General features: G+C 66.1%; 19 protein-coding genes. 3 read left to right on the forward strand and 16 right to left on the reverse strand.

What is annotated here, in order from left to right:
• Positions 1-21: 21 nt before the first annotated feature.
• The 5 genes from GZH52_RS02300 to GZH52_RS02320 all read right to left on the reverse strand — a co-directional run bounded on the left by GZH52_RS02300 (position 22) and on the right by GZH52_RS02320 (position 5,173).
• Positions 22-816 (reverse strand): ABC transporter ATP-binding protein, encoded by a 795-nt coding sequence (locus GZH52_RS02300; protein ID WP_163314900.1) that lies wholly within the window; start codon positions 814-816, stop codon positions 22-24.
• Positions 816-1,715: an ABC transporter permease gene (locus tag GZH52_RS02305; protein WP_163314901.1), complete on the reverse strand. Its 900-nt coding sequence runs from the start codon at positions 1,713-1,715 to the stop codon at positions 816-818. The genes GZH52_RS02300 and GZH52_RS02305 overlap by 1 nt, the downstream gene beginning before the upstream one ends.
• Before the next feature lie 72 nt (positions 1,716-1,787).
• The gene (locus GZH52_RS02310; protein ID WP_163314902.1) at positions 1,788-2,753 is read right to left on the reverse strand and encodes an ABC transporter substrate-binding protein; all 966 of its coding nucleotides are present in this window, start codon (positions 2,751-2,753) and stop codon (positions 1,788-1,790) included.
• A gap of 243 nt (positions 2,754-2,996) precedes the next feature.
• On the reverse strand, positions 2,997-4,592 hold the full coding sequence (gene aceB / locus GZH52_RS02315) for a malate synthase A (RefSeq protein WP_203525591.1): 1,596 nt from the start codon (positions 4,590-4,592) through the stop codon (positions 2,997-2,999).
• A 104-nt stretch (positions 4,593-4,696) separates the two neighbouring features.
• A complete protein-coding gene (locus tag GZH52_RS02320; protein WP_163314904.1) occupies positions 4,697-5,173 on the reverse strand; it encodes a helix-turn-helix domain-containing protein in 477 nt (158 codons plus the stop codon).
• 158 nt (positions 5,174-5,331) lie between these two features.
• Between GZH52_RS02320 and GZH52_RS02325 the strand changes: the two genes are divergently transcribed.
• Both GZH52_RS02325 and GZH52_RS02330 read left to right on the forward strand, forming a co-directional pair.
• Entirely contained in the window at positions 5,332-5,583 is a 252-nt protein-coding gene (locus tag GZH52_RS02325; protein WP_203525592.1) for a hypothetical protein, read from the forward strand.
• Positions 5,584-5,621: 38 nt separating this feature from the next.
• Positions 5,622-6,518, forward strand: a complete 897-nt coding sequence (locus tag GZH52_RS02330; RefSeq protein ID WP_163314906.1) for a LysR family transcriptional regulator — start codon at positions 5,622-5,624, stop codon at positions 6,516-6,518.
• A gap of 52 nt (positions 6,519-6,570) precedes the next feature.
• Here the strand turns inward: GZH52_RS02330 and GZH52_RS02335 are convergent, their stop codons facing one another.
• Positions 6,571-6,996 carry a hypothetical protein gene (locus tag GZH52_RS02335; RefSeq protein ID WP_163314907.1) on the reverse strand — a complete coding sequence of 142 codons (426 nt, stop codon included), beginning with the start codon at positions 6,994-6,996 and terminating at the stop codon, positions 6,571-6,573.
• Between the two features lie 112 nt (positions 6,997-7,108).
• On the reverse strand, positions 7,109-9,655 hold the full coding sequence (gene mutS, locus GZH52_RS02340; RefSeq protein WP_239057989.1) for a DNA mismatch repair protein MutS: 2,547 nt from the start codon (positions 9,653-9,655) through the stop codon (positions 7,109-7,111).
• Positions 9,656-9,857: 202 nt separating this feature from the next.
• On the opposite strand from mutS, the gene GZH52_RS02345 reads away from it, so the two are divergent.
• Complete coding sequence (locus GZH52_RS02345; RefSeq protein WP_163314908.1) at positions 9,858-11,165, forward strand: tyrosine-type recombinase/integrase; 1,308 nt, start codon at positions 9,858-9,860, stop codon at positions 11,163-11,165.
• Here GZH52_RS02345 and GZH52_RS17095 read toward each other — a convergent pair.
• Genes GZH52_RS17095 through GZH52_RS02385 form a run of 9 tightly spaced genes read right to left on the reverse strand, consistent with a single transcriptional unit; the run spans position 11,113 to position 16,101 of the window.
• A complete protein-coding gene (locus tag GZH52_RS17095; RefSeq protein WP_432417424.1) occupies positions 11,113-11,583 on the reverse strand; it encodes a helix-turn-helix transcriptional regulator in 471 nt (156 codons plus the stop codon). The two genes, GZH52_RS02345 and GZH52_RS17095, sit on opposite strands and share 53 nt — an antisense overlap.
• Positions 11,483-11,695, reverse strand: a complete 213-nt coding sequence (locus GZH52_RS02355) for a hypothetical protein (RefSeq protein WP_163314910.1) — start codon at positions 11,693-11,695, stop codon at positions 11,483-11,485. Before GZH52_RS02355 ends, GZH52_RS17095 begins: the two co-directional genes overlap by 101 nt.
• A gap of 14 nt (positions 11,696-11,709) precedes the next feature.
• Positions 11,710-12,156 carry a hypothetical protein gene (locus GZH52_RS02360; RefSeq protein ID WP_163314911.1) on the reverse strand — a complete coding sequence of 149 codons (447 nt, stop codon included), beginning with the start codon at positions 12,154-12,156 and terminating at the stop codon, positions 11,710-11,712.
• Entirely contained in the window at positions 12,153-14,003 is a 1,851-nt protein-coding gene (locus GZH52_RS02365; RefSeq protein WP_163314912.1) for a DNA cytosine methyltransferase, read from the reverse strand. Before GZH52_RS02365 ends, GZH52_RS02360 begins: the two co-directional genes overlap by 4 nt.
• Complete coding sequence (locus GZH52_RS02370) at positions 14,000-14,734, reverse strand: 3'-5' exonuclease (RefSeq protein ID WP_163314913.1); 735 nt, start codon at positions 14,732-14,734, stop codon at positions 14,000-14,002. The genes GZH52_RS02365 and GZH52_RS02370 overlap by 4 nt, the downstream gene beginning before the upstream one ends.
• On the reverse strand, positions 14,734-14,859 hold the full coding sequence (locus tag GZH52_RS16950) for a hypothetical protein (protein WP_275405018.1): 126 nt from the start codon (positions 14,857-14,859) through the stop codon (positions 14,734-14,736). The genes GZH52_RS02370 and GZH52_RS16950 overlap by 1 nt, the downstream gene beginning before the upstream one ends.
• Positions 14,856-15,083 carry a hypothetical protein gene (locus GZH52_RS02375; RefSeq protein ID WP_163314914.1) on the reverse strand — a complete coding sequence of 76 codons (228 nt, stop codon included), beginning with the start codon at positions 15,081-15,083 and terminating at the stop codon, positions 14,856-14,858. The genes GZH52_RS16950 and GZH52_RS02375 overlap by 4 nt, the downstream gene beginning before the upstream one ends.
• On the reverse strand, positions 15,080-15,364 hold the full coding sequence (locus GZH52_RS02380; RefSeq protein ID WP_163314915.1) for a hypothetical protein: 285 nt from the start codon (positions 15,362-15,364) through the stop codon (positions 15,080-15,082). The genes GZH52_RS02375 and GZH52_RS02380 overlap by 4 nt, the downstream gene beginning before the upstream one ends.
• Positions 15,361-16,101: a nucleotide-binding protein gene (locus GZH52_RS02385; RefSeq protein WP_163314916.1), complete on the reverse strand. Its 741-nt coding sequence runs from the start codon at positions 16,099-16,101 to the stop codon at positions 15,361-15,363. Before GZH52_RS02385 ends, GZH52_RS02380 begins: the two co-directional genes overlap by 4 nt.
• Between the last annotated feature and the right edge of the window lie 3 nt (positions 16,102-16,104).

A 16,104-nucleotide genomic window follows, 5' to 3' on the forward strand; every position in this document is an offset into this window, starting at 1 on the left:
CGCGCAAGCTGCCGCCCGCACTCAGCCCAGCAGCAGCGCGTCGTCGTCCAGCGTCTCGCCGCGGGTCTTCTCGAACATCGACAACAGGTCGGCCACCTGCATGCGCGCGCGCGCGTCTCCGTCCACGTCGAGTACCACTCGTCCCTGGTGCAGCATCACGGTGCGCTCGCCGTGGTCGAGCGCCTGGCGCATCGAGTGGGTGACCATCAGCGTGGTCAGCTTGTTCTCGTGCACGATGCGGTCGGTCAGCTCGAGCACGAAGGCGGCGGTCTTCGGGTCGAGCGCGGCGGTATGTTCGTCCAGGAGCAGGATGCGCGAAGGCTGCAGGGACGCCATCAGCAGGCTGACCGCCTGGCGCTGGCCGCCGGAGAGCAGGCCCATGCGGTCGGCCAGCCGGTTTTCCAGGCCGAGCTTGAGGGTGGACAGCTTGTCTCGGAACAGTTCGCGCTGCGCCTTCTTCACCGCGGGGCCGAGCCCGCGCTTCTGCCCGCGCTGCCAGGCGAGCGCGAGGTTCTCCTCGATGGTCAGCGCCTCACAGGTGCCGGCCATCGGGTCCTGGAACACGCGGGCGACGAGGCCGGCGCGCTGCCAGCTCGGCAGCCGGGTCACGTCCTGGCCGTCGATCGCCAGCGTGCCGCTATCGGGGACCACGTCGCCCGAGATCGCGTTGAGGAAGGTCGACTTGCCGGCGCCGTTGCTGCCGATCACGGTGACGAACTGGCCGCTCTCGATGGTGAGCGACAATCCGCGCAGCACCGGGTTTTCGATCGGCGTACCCGGGTTGAAGGTCTTGGTCAGATTGTGGGCGGCGAGCATCAGGCAGTCCTCCCGCGGGCGGCGTTCGCCTTGGCTTTCAAAAGCGGCAGCACCAGCGCGAAGCCGACCAGCAAGGCGGTGACCAGGTTGAGGTCCTGCGCGGCCAGCCCGATGAATTCGGCGTTCAGCGCGAAGGCGATCATTACGCGGTAGAGCAGCGCACCCAGTACGGTCGCCAGCGTGATCACCCACAGCGAGCGCGCCGGGATCAGTGTCTCGCCGATGATGACCGCGGCGAGGCCGACCACGATGGTGCCGATGCCCATCGAGATGTCGGCGCCGCCTTGGGTCTGCACGTAGAGCGCGCCGGCCAGCGCGATCAGCGCGTTGGAGAGCGCCATGCCGGCCAGCGTCATGCGGTCGGTCGAGATGCCCTGCGCGCGCGCCATGCGCGGATTGGCGCCGGTCGCGCGCATCGCGAGCCCGGCCTGCGACGCGAAGAACACGTCAAGCAGCAGCTTGGCGGCGATCACCACCGCGGCGAGCACGGCCGGCTGCACCAGCCAGCTGCTTTCGAAGTCGTCGCCGATCAGCGGCGAGAACACGGTCGGCGCACCGATCAGCGGCACGTTCGGTGCGTCCATGATGCGCAGGTTGATCGAATAGAGCGCGATCATCACCAGGATGCTGGAGAGCAGCTGCAGGATGTTCAGCCGCACGTTGAGCCACGCGGTGCACCAGCCGGCGGCGGCGCCGGCCAGCATGGCGATAAGGCAGGCGGTGTACGGGTCGTGGCCGCCTGCGATCAGTGTGGCGGCGACCGCGCCGCCCAGCGGGAAGCTGCCGTCGGCGGTCAGGTCTGGAAAATTCAGGATGCGGAAGGAGATCAGCACGCCCAGCGCGACCAGCGCGAAGACGAGGCCGATTTCCAGCGCACCCATCAGGGCGATCATGGACATGGTATGGCTCCGGGAAGTGCCGGCTTCTGCGGCCGGCTGGGGCGGGGGGCTTCCCCCGCCTGCGATGCATGCTTACTTGACGGTTTCGCTGGCGCGCTTGGCCAGTTCTGCCGATAGCGGCGCGCCCTGTTTCTGCGCGGCGGCCGGGTTGACCACCAGGCTCAGCTTCTGCCCCATTTGCGGTGCGATGGCGCCGGCCTTCTCGCCCTTGAGGATGCGCACCACCACGCGGCCGGTCTGGCGGCCGATGTCGTAGTAGTTCTGGCCGAGCGCCGCGATCGCGCCGCGCTTGACCGAGTCGGTGTCGGCAGCGATCAGCGGCAGCTTGGCCTGCGCGGCGACGGCGGCCAGCGACTCGTAAGTGGAGACGACGTTGTTGTCGGTGCTGGTGTAGATCACGTCGACCTTACCGGCGAGGTTCTTCGCCGCCGGCGCCACGTCGACCGTGCGCGGCGCGGCCGACTCGACCAGCGTCATGCCGCGCTTGCCGAGCTCTTCCTTCAGCTCGCGCGCGACGATCACCGAGTTCACCTCGCCCGGGCTGTACACCATGCCGACCCGCTTGGCGCCCGGCTTGACCTGCTGGATCAGGTCGACCTGCGCGCCGATCGGCAGCTTGTCGGACACGCCGGTCACGTTGCCGCCGCCGGCCTTCCACGACGGCACCAGCTTGGCGGCGACCGGGTCGGTCACCGCGGTGAACACCACCGGGATCGAGCGGGTGGCGGCGGCGGCTGCCTGCGCGCTGGGGGTGGCGATGGCGACGATGGCGTCCGGCTTGTCGCCGACGAACTTGCGCGCGATCTGCGCGGCGGTCGCCGTGTTGCCCTGCGCGCTCTGGTACTGCAGCTTGAGGTTTTTGCCGGCGACAAAGCCGGCGGCCTTGAGTTCGTCCTCGACACCCTTGCGGGCGGCGTCGAGCGCGGGGTGGTCGACGATGGCGGTGATGGCGACCGACTTCATGTCGGCGGCGGCCGCGGGCAGGGCGGCGCCAGTGGCGATCAGCGCGGCGAGCAGGGCTTGGGTGGTCTTGTGCATGGCGGGCTCCGGTAGTGTTTGGATATTTTCGGCAATCTTATTGCACTGCATGATCGCTTGCAGTGGTTGCTTTGCTTTAAAGCTGCATGTTTTTTATATTTATTGGTTTTATATTGCTGTAAATTGCATTCGAGTGGCGCGTGGAGATTGCGTGCAGGCTATTCCAGCGCAATATGCTGGCTATTTTCGTGCGTAAAAAAGCCACCCGCTTGCGGGTGGCTGATCGCGTGCAGGGGGTAGGGCTTAGTCGATGTAGTCGTAGCCCGGCAGGGTCAGGAACTCAACGAAGTCGTCCGAGCTGGTCAGCTCGGCGAACATGCGCGCGGCGTCCTCGTACTGGCGGGTCCAGCGGCTGCCCAGCTTCGCCTTCAGCTCGGCGACCACTTCGGCGTGGAAGGCCGCGAACAGCTCCTGTGTGACTTTGCGGCCGTCGTCGAGCACGCCCTTGGGCGAGCGGATCCATTGCCAGATCTGCGCGCGCGAGATCTCGGCGGTGGCCGCGTCTTCCATCAGGTTGTGGATCGGTACGCAGCCGTTGCCGGAGATCCACGAGCCGAGGTACTGGATGCCGACGTCGATATTGAGTTTCATGCCGGCTTCGGTGATCGGCGCTTCGGGCTGGAAGTTCAGCAGGTCGGACGCCTTGACCACCACGTCGTCACGCTGCTTGCCGATCTGGTTCGGCGCGTCGCCCAGCACGGCGCTGAACGCTTCCATCGCCACCGGCACCAGGCCCGGGTGGGCAACCCAGCCGCCGTCGTAGCCGTCGCCCGCGTCACGGTCCTTATCGGCCTTCACGCCGCCCAGCGCCTTCTCGTTGGCAACCGGGTCGTTCTTGATCGGGATCAGCGCGGCCATGCCGCCGATGGCCGGCGCCTGGCGCTTGTGGCAGGTCTTCAGCAGCAGCAGCGCGTAGGCGCGCATGAACGGCACCGTCATGGTGATCGCGCCGCGGTTGGCCAGGCAGAAGTCCTTGTTGTTCTTGAACTTCTTGATGCAGCTGAAGATGTAGTCCCAGCGGCCGGCGTTCAGGCCCGAGCTGTGCTCGCGCAATTCGTACAGGATCTCGTCCATCTCGAAGGCGGCGAGGATGGTCTCGATCAGCACGGTCGCCTTGATGGTGCCTTGCGGGACGGACAGCTCGTCCTGCGCGAACACGAACACGTCGTTCCACAGGCGGGCCTCCAGATGGCTTTCCATCTTCGGCAGGTAGTAGTAGGTCGCGCGGCCTTCGCCGACCAGGTAGTGGATGTTGTGGAAGAACGACAGCGCGAAGTCGAACAGGGCGCCGGAGACGATCTCGCCGTCGACCTTGACGTGCTTTTCCATCAGGTGCCAGCCGCGCGGACGCAGGATCAGCGTGGCGATGGTGTCGTTCAGCGCGTACTGCTTGCCTTCCGGGCTGGTGAAAGAGATGGTCTTGCGGTACGCGTCGCGCACGTTGATCTGGCCGCTGATCTGGTTTTCCCAGCTCGGGCAGTTGGAGTCCTCGAAGTCGGCCATGAAGCTCTTGGCGCCGGAGTTCAGCGCGTTGATCATCATCTTGCGCTCGACCGGGCCGGTGATCTCGACGCGGCGGTCCAGCAGGTCGGCCGGCAGCGGCGCGATCTGCCAGTCACCTGCGCGCACGGCGGCGGTTTCCGGCAGGAAGTCCGGCAGGCGGCCGGCATCCAGCTCGGCCTGGCGCAGCACGCGGCGGGCGAGCAGTTCGCGGCGGGTGCCTTCGAACTTGCGGTGCAGCTTGGCGACGAAGGCGAGCGCGTCGGCGCTCAGGATGGACTCGAACTCGGGCGTGAAGGGCGCGAGGATCTCGACGCCTTGCGGCAGTTGAACGGACATGACCAAACTCCTTTGTTTAGGACAACAGGTTTTCGGTCAGTGTATTGATATTTTAATTGGCGTAAAAGCGCTTGTGATGCACAGCTTCTTTTACTTTTTTGTGGTTAATAGGCACCGGCGGGGCGCGTATACGACGTCCCGCCACGCAAGGCCTCCCCGATGCGTGTGCACTGCTCACTCAGGGACAGGTAGAGCGGCGCGAACAGGCGGGCCGGCTCGTCGGTGATCGTCAGCTGCTTGTTCGGCGCCTCGTGAACCCAGCCCTTGTCGACGAGGATCTTGACCTTGCGGCGGACCGTCTCGCGCGGGATGCCGGTCGCCTCTGCCAGCGAAAAGGCGTTGCACGGGCGCAGGTAGCGGGCGCGCTCATCTTCGGGCAGACGCAGCCATTGGTCGAGGTCGGGGTGCTCGCCGCCATTGCGCTCGAACAGTTTCGACAGCGAGCGGTGGGAGAGCTCGCCCAGCACCAGCGCAAGCAGCAGGTCCCCGTCGAAAGCGTGGTAGACCGCCCGCAGATGGGGGACGGTCATCTCGCCCATCAGGATGGCCGTCTTGGCGTGGCCGAGACCTATATCTGTCATTTTATTGCTTGGTAATTTATCTATTTGGGGAATTTTCGCGCCCGCCCGCCGGCCATCGCTGGCATCCTGACGCCTGCGCGCAGTTTATTGGAATTTACTGAAGAAGGGTGAGGCAAATGGGCAGACAGTGTCGGCAACTGCAACGCGTTGAAGCGGAAATGGTGCACGGAGTGGAGGGCGGTGTCTGGCTGCAGCCCTCGTCGGAAGTGCAGGCGCTGCCGCGCTGGCAGCTCGAGGTGCTGCTGGACGCGGCCGTCGCGGCAGGGCCGGGCGACGGCACGCTGGCGATGCGTCTCGAGCGGGCGTACGCCTTGCTGCTGGACTCGCCGGACGGGGTTCGCGCCGACTGCGCGTTGCTGGCGGGCTACCTCACGTCCCGCCTGGCCGGCGAGGCGGTCTTGCCAGGCTGAAGGATGCGTTAAGATTGGCGCTTTGCCCGTTTATTCCCATGGATGCGTTCAAACAACTGGAAACCTTTGTCGCGGTGGTCACGCTGGGCAGCCTGTCCGCCGCCGCGCGCGCCGAAGGCGTCGGCCCGGCGATGGTCGGCCGCCGGCTGGACGCGCTGGAGAACCGCCTCGGCGCGCGGCTATTATTGCGCACCACGCGCAGCGTCACGCCGACGCAGGAGGGTGCGGCGTTCTTCGAGGAAGCACAGCGCATCCTGGGTGAATTGGCCGACGCAGAGGCGGCGGTCGGCGCCGGCAACGCACGCGCGCGCGGCGTGCTCAGGCTGTCCGCGCCGGCCGGCTTCGGCCGCCGTCACGTCGCGCCGCACCTGCCGGCGTTCCAGGCGCTGCACCCTGACGTCAAGGTGGCGCTCGACTTGTCCGACCGGCTGGTCGACCTGGCGCGCGAACGCATCGACTGCGCGATCCGCATCTCGGACCTCGCCGACTCTTCGCTGATCGCGCACAGGCTCGCCGGCAACCGGCGGGTGGTGGTCGCCGCTCCCGCCTATCTCGCACTGCACGGCATTCCGCGCACGCTGGACGACCTGGCCCGACACAACTGCCTGTCGCTCGGCGAGAGCCAGAGCCGCGGCTGGGCCTTCGTCGTCGACGGCCGCCCGGTCAATTTGCGGGTATCGGGCTCGCTCGAGTGCAGCGACGGCGCGGTGCTACACGACTGGGCGCTTAGGGGGTTGGGGCTGACCTGGCGGTCCTTGTGGGAGGTGAAGGACGACCTGTCCGACGGGCGGCTGGTCACCGTGCTCGACAGCTTCTCGTCGCCGGACTACCCGGTGTGCGCGGTGGTCGCGCAGCGGCGCTTCCTGCCGCAGCGGGTACGGGTGTTCATCGAGTTCCTGAAGCAGTGTTACGGCACGCCCGGCTATTGGGATTGAGGCGGTGAAAAAAGTCGCCGCCAGCGGCCCGGCCGCGGCGGCGGCGCCACCATCAGTTGCAGCGGGGGACGAACGTCTCGAAGTAGGCGATCGCGCCGGCGCTGGTCAGTCCGACGTGAAAACAGACCGATTGTGGAATGGTCTGGCCGGCCAGTTCGCTGGCGCGGATCAGCTCGTACAGCACCTCGACCTTCTTGAAACGCTCTTGCGCTTCCAGGCTCTCGTCCAGCCACGCCTGGATCTCTGCCGCGCGCGGATGCTGGCTGTTGATCTCCAGTTGGCAGTTGGGGCAGGAGACGAAGCTGACTGCCGGCGGAATGGTGATCCCCATTTCGGACAGGGTCTGCAAAGCGAACGCCGAGAATTCGCTCAGGCGACGGCTTGCCCTATCCTCGACCGCCGATAGCGGCAGGCCTTCGGCGTCCTCGGGCAGGTTGAACAGGCGCTGGATGCCGCTCCTTGTTTCGGTGTGGGCCATGGTCTGCACTTTCCTAGCTCTCTATATAAGAATTGTACAAGCTGACTATAGACAACCTGATGGAATATTTGTATCGCGGCGCAAGATTTTTTTCACTACGATGACAGCCGCTTCAATCGAGTTGCGCTTTCAGCTCATACAGTAGTGCGAGCGCCTCGCGCGGGGTCAGCGCGTCGACGTCGACGTCGGCGAGCGCGGCGGTGACCGGGTGCGGTTCGGGGGCGGCCGGTGCGCGCGCTGTCGCGAACAGGTCAGGCTGCTGCGCCGACACCGACTGCTCCTCGAGTTCGGCCAAGTGGCGCCGCGCTTCGCGGATGACCCTGGCCGGCACGCCGGCCAGCTGGGCGACCGCCAGCCCGTAGCTCTGGCTGGCCGGGCCTTCCTCGACGTGGTGCATGAACACGATGCTGTTCTTGTGTTCGACGGCCGACAGGTGGACGTTGGCGACGGCCGGGAACTCGGCGGCGAGCCGCGTCAGTTCAAAATAGTGCGTCGCGAACAGCGTGTAGCTGCGGTTTTTCTCGATCAGCGCGCGCGCGATCGCCCACGCCAGCGCCAGCCCGTCGAAGGTCGACGTGCCGCGGCCGACCTCGTCCATCAGCACCAGGCTCTGTTCGGTCGCGTTGTTGAGGATGTTGGCCGCCTCGGTCATCTCGACCATGAAGGTCGAGCGCCCGCCGGCCAGGTCGTCTGACGCGCCGATGCGGGTGAAGATGCGGTCGATCGGGCCGAGCACCACAGACTCGGCCGGCACGAAGCTGCCGACGTGGGCGAGCAGGGTGATCAGTGCGGTCTGCCGCATATAGGTCGACTTACCGCCCATATTGGGGCCGGTGATCAAGAGCAGGCGGCGCGTGTCGGCCAGCCGGGTGTCGTTGGCGATAAAGCGCTCGAGGCCGGCCTCGACCACCGGGTGGCGGCCGCCGACGATGTCGAGGCGCGCATCCGGCACCAGTTCGGGCTCGACGTAGCGCCCGGCGTCGGCGCGTTCGGCGAACGCGGCAAGCACGTCGAGCGCGGCGACCGCGTGCGCGGTCTTCTGCAGCATGGCCACATGCGCGGCGAGTTCGGCGATCAGCGCCTCGTACAGTTGCTTTTCCAGCGCGAGCGCGCGGTCGTTGGCCGACAGCGCCTTGTCCTCGAAGGCCTTCAGTTCCGGCGTGATATAGCGTTCGGCGTTCTTCAGCGTCTGCCGGCGGCGGTAGTCGTCGGGTACCTTGTCCGACTGCGCGCGGCTGACCTCGATATAGAAGCCGTGCACGCGGTTGTATTCGACCTTCAGCGTGCTGATGCCGGTGCGTGCGCGCTCGCGCGCCTCCAGCTCCAGCAGGAAGTCGCCGCAGTTCTGCTGGATCGCGCGCAGCTCGTCCAGTTCGGCCGAGTAGCCGTGGTTGATCACGTTGCCGTCGCGCAGCTGCACCGAAGGCTCGGGCAGGATGGCGCGCGCAAGCAGCACTGCCAGCGGCGAGTCTTCCGGCAGCGCGGCGGCCAGTTCGCCAAGCAGCCTTGACGGCAACGCCAGCGCGAGCGCTCGGGTTGAACCCAGCGCCGCGAGCGAGTCGCGCAGCGCGGAGAGGTCGCGCGGGCGGGCGCTACCCAGCGCGACACGCGCGCTGATCCGCTCGATGTCGGCGACGCCGGACAGCGTCTCGCGCAGCGCGTCGTAGCGCGGCAGCAGCGCGCGCACCGCCTCGTGGCGCGCGCGCAAGGCGGCGTGGTCGCGCAGCGGGTGGTGCAGCCAGTGGCGCAGCAGGCGGCTGCCCATGCCGGTCTCGCAAGTGTCGAGCAGGGAGGCGAGCGTCGGTGAGCTCTCGCCGCGCAGCGTCTCGGTGAGTTCCAGGTTGCGGCGGGTCGCCGCGTCCATGCGCACCAAGTCGCCCAGCGACTCGACCGCCAGCGCCTGGATGTGTTGCAGCTCGCTGCCCTGGGTCAGCCGCACGTATTCGATCAGCGCGCCTGCCGCGCCGACGGCGACGGTCAGCGCGTCGGCGCCGAAGCCGGCGAGGTCGCGCGTGCCGAAGTGTCGGGTCAGCGTGGTCTTGCCCGACTCGGCGTCGAACTGCCACGACGGCAGCTTGCGGCAGGGCACGCCCAGCGTCTCGACGATGGGCAGCGGGTTGTCCTCGGGCAGCAACAGTTCGGCCGGCTTCAGGCGTTCCAGCTCGCTGACGAGCTCGTCGACGCTCGTTTGCATGACCTTGAATTCACCGCTGGAGAGCGACAGCCAGGCGAGGCCGAGCACGCCCTTCACGCTGTTGAGCGAGAGCACCAGGTTGTCGCGCTTGTCGTCGAGCAGCGCGGCGTCGGTCAGCGTGCCCGGGGTGACCACCCGCACCACCTTGCGCTCGACCGGGCCCTTGCTGGTCGCCGGGTCGCCGATCTGTTCGGCGATGGCGACCGATTCGCCCAGTTTCACCAGCCGCGCCAGGTAGCCTTCGGCCGCGTGGTAGGGCACGCCGGCCATCCTGATCGGCACGCCGGCGGACGCGCCGCGGGTGGTCAGCGTGATGTCGAGCAAGCGGGCGGCCTTTTCGGCGTCCTCGTAGAAGAGCTCGTAGAAGTCGCCCATGCGGTAGAACACCAGCTTGTCCGGGTGCTCACGCTTGATCGCGAGGTATTGCTGCATCATCGGGGTGTGTGGTGTTTTCTGGCCGTTCATAAGCGACTGATTCTGTGTGGTTTTGTTGGTCAAAGCGCTGATTTGTAAAGGGTTTGCGGCGTTTGTGCGGTGCGGCGTGTTTGGTATGTACACACATGCGCAAACACGCGAACTTGGCAATTTGGTATAGTTTTTTGATGCCCTGTTTTTGAAAACCTATACCGAGGTTTTCCGGGGTCAAAAAACCTATACCGGAGTGCCCATGTTTGATGCGCGTGCCGCGAAGCTGCTGGCTGCGGGTGAATATCTTACCAGCCCTGACCATCCGGGGCTCAGGCTTGAGGCGCGCGCCAGCGGCCGCACCTGGACCTATCGCTACAGGAGCCCGGTCGACGGGCGTCTGCGTCAGGTCAAGATAGGCCAGTGGCCAGCGATGTCGATCAGCGCTGCGATCGTTGAGTGGGAACGTCTGCGCGAGGCGCGAGAGCAGGGCGTGGATCTGGCCGAGGCGCGCAAGGAAGCAAGGTTGGCGGCCAGGCATGCGGCACAAGCCCGACGCGCCAGGCAGGCCGAGCGACCCTATAGCGTGTTCGACGCTTGCCACGACTACTGGGCGGGCCACGTTCGGCCAGTTCGCCAGAAGAAAGGGGCGGACGAGGTGTGGCGCATGTTCGACACCATGATCCCGCCTGATCTTGCGGTTTTGCCGGCGGCCGAGCTGACCCGCGCCCAGGCCTTCGATTTGATCCAGTCTGTCTCGACCCGTGCCCCGGTTCAGGCGGCCAAGTTGCGCGCCGAGCTCGGCGCTGCGTGGGACTACGCGCTGGACGCGGGGCGGCTGCCTGATACGTCGCCGAACTGGTGGCGGATGATTCTGCGTGGCAAGGTCCGCTCGCGCGGGCGCTTGGTGCAAGGGGAGCGCACCGGGACAACCAAGCGCGTGCTGACGCCTGACGAGATCGGGCAGCTGATCCGCTGGTTGCCAAACTTCACGCGTCTCGTCGAGGACGTACTGACGCTTTACCTGTGGACTGGGGCACGCGGCGCGGAAGTCGTGCAGATGGAAGGGCGCGAAATCGTGCGCGAGGGCGATGTGTTGTGGTGGGTGCTGCCGAAGGCCAAGACCAAGAACGCTAGGCATGAGCGGGCGACGGATTTGCGGGTGCCGCTATTCGGTCGCGGGCAGGCGGTGGTGTTGCGCCGCAAAGCACTGTACGGGGATGGCTACCTTTTCCCTGCGCGGCTGCAGGGCGGCAGGGTTGAGCCGGTACAGCAGAAGACGATCCAGACCAGCGTCTGGTATCACCAGCCGTACAGCCAGACGCGTTCTGTAGAAGTGCGGCCGCGCTTACCGGTGACGCACTGGGCGCCGCATGACCTGCGGCGAACGGTGCGCACGCGGCTGGCGGCGCTGGGCTGCCCGGAAGCAGTGGCCGAGTCTATCCTCGGCCACCTGCTGCCTGGCGTTGTGGGGGTGTACAACCAGCACTCGTATGATGCCGAGCGGGTCGAGTGGCTCATGCGGCTGTCCGATCATCTAGAGTCGCTGGCGGCTGCCGACGCGCTCTAGGCTTCTTGGCCCCGGTGTTGGGCGGCGGCGGGATGTCGCTCACCGGCCGAGCTTCAGACCACTCTGTCAGCTCTCGCATCAACCAGCCCACCCGGTTGCCGGACAGCTTGCGCGGTTGCGGGAAGTCGCCGGCACGGACCAGGTTTTGCACCGTAGACGGTGACACGCACAGTGCGGCCGCGACGGATGGCAGGTCGAGGTAGAGCGGCTGGGCGGTGATCTTTGTCTTGCTCATGGTTTGCTTCCCTTCAGGTCTTTCGCGACGTATCTCAGTAGTGGCTTCCCGTGCCGGTATCCGACGTGTATCCACTGCCCGGTCATGGTGTTTTCTCCGGTGGGTGCGCCTTGCACGGCCAGCGCAGCGATCCGTCCCCGCTTGGGCAGCTGCAAAGCTGCGTGCGCAGCCTGTCGATCTCATCTAGCAGTTCGATGTGCTCGTCGACGTAGACGGCCATCACTACATTGCCGCGCTGGCGTGTAAGCTCCGCTGCCTCGCGCATTTGTTTCGTATCGATAATGCGTGTTCCCATCAGGCCATCCTCATTCACGCCGCCAGCCTGGCCGGCTTGATTCCACCACTGCGCAGGCCGAAGCCGTCGCCGCGCTGCCACACCACCTCGCCGTCGATCACCAGGCGGCTCGCGCCACGCGACCGGGCGGCGTCTGCCTGTCGGAACAGCTCTCTCCCGACCTTTTCGACGTACCGATGCTTGCGCTGGATCGCGCCCATCGGCTCTGGCTTCTTGGCGTCTTCGCCCTTGCCCGCGGCGAACACCCTGCACGCCGGGCAGCTGGCGCCGGCGGACTCGTAGCGCCATGCGCTGATGTGGATCAGCCCGCGCCCGAGCAGGGACTTGAGCATGGCCTGTACGCTGCGCAGGTCGGTGATGTGTAGCGACGCCTGCAGCTCGGCGCGGGTCATGCCTTCGGCGCTTGCGGCGAGCAACTTCAGCGCCATGCGCTGGTTGGGGCCGAGTCGTGCGGTATTCATGCAGCAATCCTTTCCCTCTGTTTCATCTCTGCCAGAGTCCATGCAGCCAGGTCCATGCAGTTGGCTGAGATGAGTGCTTTTGCCGGGCCCGGGCTGACCGAGTTGCCGACCATGCGCACCTGGGCGGATTTAGAGAACACCCGCCCGTCGTGGCCGCGGTCGATGATGTAGCTGGCAGGGAAGCCTTGGCACAGATACAGCTCGCGCGGCGTCAGCATGCGCAGGCAGATGTCGACGATCACATACGGTTCTCCGCGTACCCATACGGTTACCAGCGCCAAGCGGTCGCGCGTGGTGGCAGTCGGCATCGGCTGGTCTGCAGCGCTTACGTTGTCGGTGCCGTAGTAGCTGATCAGGAATGCGGCGCAGCGCAGGGCTGCGTCCTCGTGATCCTTGCTCAGCAGATACGACGCGACGGCGTGGTGTTCCGCGCCGGCGGTGATGGCCGCCATTGGTGCGTCGAACTCGCGGCCGAAGCAGTTGCGGCGCAGAGTGACCAGGTGCGCGCCGACAAGTTGCTGCTGGCTGCCGGTGGTGGTGATCGTGCTTGCCGGTTCGTCCAGGCTGCGCCCGGCCGTCGTGTTGAAGCCGCCGTTGGCTTGCATCAGGTAGGCGGTGGCCAGCGCCTGGCCTCCGCTTCCAGACGCGGTGATGGTGTTCACCGGGCCGGTAACCGGCTTGCTGCCATCTCCCCAGCGCCGCGCGCGCCCGGGCTTTCCTTCGCCGTGGGCTGCTTGCACAAGAATTGCCGATGCCAAGCCCAAAGCATGCGCTGCGCCTGCGGGACGTTTCGCACCACCGCCAGCTGTGATGGTCGGACAAGGAGTATCGATCGCGTGGCCGATACTGTCCCCACGAAACTTGACCAAGTGCGGCGTGGCCACCGCGAAGCTTCCGCCCTTTGGATGTGCGGTGATCGTGTTCAGCGGTAGTTCGCTATCGTGTACGCCATTGCGGTTGCTCCAGTTGGCCAGCTCAACGATGAACGGCTTTGGACAGCCAAGCACGAACTTGTGCATGCCCTTGGCGATCCGGCGCATGGTGGCCTCTGCCAGCGGTTTTTTGCGGGTGAAGATGGATTCGCCGAGGTTGCTGAAGTCGATGTGTTCAGCCGCTGCGCGGTGAGTCTTCCGGCCTTTTGCGGCCTGCTTGTGGTGCGTGGCTGACGGCCAGACGATTGGTCGTCCGTCACGGCGCGCAAACATGAATAGACGGTCTCGGGTGGTGGCCGCGCCGTAGTCTGCCGCAACCATTCCGCCTGTTTCGACTTTGTAGCCAAGCTGCTCCAGCGTCTGCACGAAGCGCCGCCAGGTGCGGCCAACGTGCTTCGGGTCAGGAACAAGAAACTGCTCTTGCACCGGCACGCGCTCGCCCGGGGCTGCTACGGTCCCGTCCAGGCGGATGACGCGGCCAGTCTGCTTGCAGCGCTTGGCGATCAGCGGCCCCCACTGTTTCATCTGGTGGACGTTTTCCATGCTGATGCTGCGCGGTTTGACCTGGCCGGCCCAGCGCACCATCACCCAGCCAAGCCCGCGGATTTTCTTGCTGCGCGGCTGGCCGCCTATGGCCTGCGAAAAGTGGGTGCAGTCCGGGCTGCCGTGCAGGTGGCCGACGGGGCGGCCTCGCGTCGCTTCGTGCGGGCATACCTCAAACACGTCGGCGCAGTAGTGCTCGGTTTGCGGGTGATTCGCCATGTGCATGCTGATCGCGTCGGCGTTGTGGTTGATGGCAATGTCGACATGTCGCCCGAGTGCGAGCTCGATGGCGGTGGACATGCCGCCGCCGCCGGCGAACAAGTCGACGATGATCTCGTTGTCCATGCCGAGCAGGAACTGGTCTCGGATCATGCCTCGTCTCCTTTGCCAACAAGTACGCGCACCGCGGTGCGGGCAAGCATGAATTTGCCGGCGTCGTAGTCTTTAGAGTCGGCGCCGCCGTCGTGGTCGAGCATCTTGCGGGCGGCCTGGCGCAGCCTTTCGTCAGCGGGCACGCAGATCCTGCGCAAGGCATCGCGCAGGTTGAGCAGGTAGAGCGCCTGCCAGCGGGCGTCCTCGAGTGCGTGGTGTTCGACCACGGTGGCGTCGCGGTAACTCAAGCACTCGCCGCCGCCGAGCCTGATCGCTTCGCACCAGGCGTCTTCGATCGAGCGGTGGTCGCGCTCCTGCCAGTATTGCCACGGCGTCTCGAGCCCGTAGTAGCTGTAGTGGTAGTCGAGAATGGCCAGATCGAACGACGGTGCGCGGGCGACGAAGGCAACGTCGCTCGGGTCGCGCCCGTCGGTGGCGAACTTGATTGCCTCGGCCAATGACAGCAGCGCGGTGCGCAGCGGCGTGTCGCCCTGTTCGATCTCGGCGCGGGCGGCGTCCGGCTGGCGGCTCCACCAGTCGAGCGTGTCCTGATCGGCCTGGCCGACGCGCAGGGCGCTGCTGCGTTCGACGCGGGCGTAGAAGGCAGCCGCCTCTTGGCCGGTTCCGATGTCGACGGCGACCATGCCGATGGTGGCGATCGCCGCGCGCGGCTTTTGCTTGCCCAGGGTTTCCAGGTCGATCGAGATCAGTCGGGTGTTGTCGGTCAGCATCACGCCCCCGCTTTCGAGATCATGTCCATCAGCTTGACGGTGCCGAAGAAGGCCGCCGCCACCAGCGTGCCGCGGGCGAGGCCGCCGGCAACCGCGTGCAAGGTGACTTTCAGCGCATGCATCATGCGGCGATCTCCTTGCTGGCCTGGCTGGATTGGTGCGCCTGCTCGAGCTGGTCGCTTGTCTCGTCGTCCATGTACACCAAGATGGTCGCCGCCGGGCTGGCTCTCCCTTTTTCCATAATCGAAATCTCGTTTATCCAGAATGGGGCTCCGGTCACTGCGCTGAGGTTTCTTTCAGTTTTCACGCGGACTTCCTGCCCGCCGAAAATTGTCATGCGGGATATCATGTCTGCTCTCCTTCGATAGCTTCGATGTCGATCAGCCCCGCATCCACCATCACCGCCGCAATCAGCAACATCGCCGCATCGTGGATAGCCGGGTAGGCGGCTTTCAGCAGTGCTGTTTGAGTCATGAGCGCCAGCAGCTGCGCTGCAACCTCTGCGGCTTCAGTGGGGGCGCCCTGGTGCGTATCCAGCTCAAGTTTCGCGACAGCGGTAGCCAGATCCTCCATCGCCGCCTGCTCTTGCTGGCTAAGCGATGCGCTTGTTTTGATCGCCTCGGCGTTCATGCAGCCTCCTTGCTGGCGCGCAGCGCGCAGCCGTCCAGCAAGCTGAACAGCTCGCCGCGCATGCGCGAGAGCCGGTGGCGGGTCATCGCGCTGTACTCCGGCTTGCTGGCCGCCTCGTCGAAGGTCAGGCCGTGCTCGCGCATCTGGGCCAGATCCTTACCGAAGGTGGCGCGGTCCCAATCCGGCAGCTCGACCATGCCGCGCAGGCGGCTGGCGTGGCGGGCGGCCAGCGCGCTGTCCCGGAAGTGCTTGCCATCGCGCGTCACCGCGCCGAAGTGCGGGTTGACCCATGCAACCGCGTCGGCGCCGGTCGAGGACAGCAGCGCGTTGAAGCCGTTGGCCGTGTCGTCCAGCGCGTCGCCGCCGATGATCGGCACATGCAGCACCACGTCCACGCCGCTCGCCCCCAGCAGATCAAGCGCGCCGGATTGGGCGAGGTAGGCCATGAGCGGCACGAACACGCTGGCGCCGTTATCGATCACCGCGTCGCCGTCGTGCTCCAGCAGCCACTCGACCAGGTTGTCGAACTGTCGGCTGTCGATCTGGCGGCCGCTGTCGAGCAACTCAAGGCCGCGCACGCCCAGCGCCTTGGTGCGGCTGAAGGTGCGGTTGACCGGGTCGGTATCGACGCACAGCGGGGTGTCGCCCGAGGCAGCCAGGTACTGGGCGAGGGTGGCGGCGATCAGGCTCTTGCCGCAGCCGCCTTTGCCCTGCATCACGAAATGCGCGGTTTTCATCTT

Source organism: Crenobacter caeni, assembly GCF_010435965.1.
Lineage (GTDB): Bacteria > Pseudomonadota > Gammaproteobacteria > Burkholderiales > Chromobacteriaceae > Craterilacuibacter > Craterilacuibacter caeni.

Bases quoted from the DNA above. Each gene is read 5' to 3' on its own strand.
- GZH52_RS02365 (WP_163314912.1), bottom strand. From the start codon at position 14,003: ATGATCCGAGACCAGTTCCTGCTCGGCATGGACAACGAGATCATCGTC.
- GZH52_RS02370 (WP_163314913.1), bottom strand. From the start codon at position 14,734: ATGCTGACCGACAACACCCGACTGATCTCGATCGACCTGGAAACCCTG.
- GZH52_RS02320 (WP_163314904.1), bottom strand. From the start codon at position 5,173: ATGACAGATATAGGTCTCGGCCACGCCAAGACGGCCATCCTGATGGGC.
- GZH52_RS02335 (WP_163314907.1), bottom strand. From the start codon at position 6,996: ATGGCCCACACCGAAACAAGGAGCGGCATCCAGCGCCTGTTCAACCTG.
- GZH52_RS02325 (WP_203525592.1), top strand. From the start codon at position 5,332: ATGGTGCACGGAGTGGAGGGCGGTGTCTGGCTGCAGCCCTCGTCGGAA.
- GZH52_RS02375 (WP_163314914.1), bottom strand. From the start codon at position 15,083: ATGATATCCCGCATGACAATTTTCGGCGGGCAGGAAGTCCGCGTGAAA.
- GZH52_RS02300 (WP_163314900.1), bottom strand. From the start codon at position 816: ATGCTCGCCGCCCACAATCTGACCAAGACCTTCAACCCGGGTACGCCG.
- GZH52_RS17095 (WP_432417424.1), bottom strand. From the start codon at position 11,583: ATGAGATCGACAGGCTGCGCACGCAGCTTTGCAGCTGCCCAAGCGGGG.
- GZH52_RS02380 (WP_163314915.1), bottom strand. From the start codon at position 15,364: ATGAACGCCGAGGCGATCAAAACAAGCGCATCGCTTAGCCAGCAAGAG.
- GZH52_RS02330 (WP_163314906.1), top strand. From the start codon at position 5,622: ATGGATGCGTTCAAACAACTGGAAACCTTTGTCGCGGTGGTCACGCTG.
- aceB (WP_203525591.1), bottom strand. From the start codon at position 4,592: ATGTCCGTTCAACTGCCGCAAGGCGTCGAGATCCTCGCGCCCTTCACG.
- GZH52_RS02345 (WP_163314908.1), top strand. From the start codon at position 9,858: ATGTTTGATGCGCGTGCCGCGAAGCTGCTGGCTGCGGGTGAATATCTT.
- GZH52_RS02355 (WP_163314910.1), bottom strand. From the start codon at position 11,695: ATGGGAACACGCATTATCGATACGAAACAAATGCGCGAGGCAGCGGAG.
- GZH52_RS02310 (WP_163314902.1), bottom strand. From the start codon at position 2,753: ATGCACAAGACCACCCAAGCCCTGCTCGCCGCGCTGATCGCCACTGGC.
- GZH52_RS02385 (WP_163314916.1), bottom strand. From the start codon at position 16,101: ATGAAAACCGCGCATTTCGTGATGCAGGGCAAAGGCGGCTGCGGCAAG.
- mutS (WP_239057989.1), bottom strand. From the start codon at position 9,655: ATGAACGGCCAGAAAACACCACACACCCCGATGATGCAGCAATACCTC.
- GZH52_RS02360 (WP_163314911.1), bottom strand. From the start codon at position 12,156: ATGAATACCGCACGACTCGGCCCCAACCAGCGCATGGCGCTGAAGTTG.
- GZH52_RS02305 (WP_163314901.1), bottom strand. From the start codon at position 1,715: ATGTCCATGATCGCCCTGATGGGTGCGCTGGAAATCGGCCTCGTCTTC.
- GZH52_RS16950 (WP_275405018.1), bottom strand. From the start codon at position 14,859: ATGATGCATGCGCTGAAAGTCACCTTGCACGCGGTTGCCGGCGGCCTC.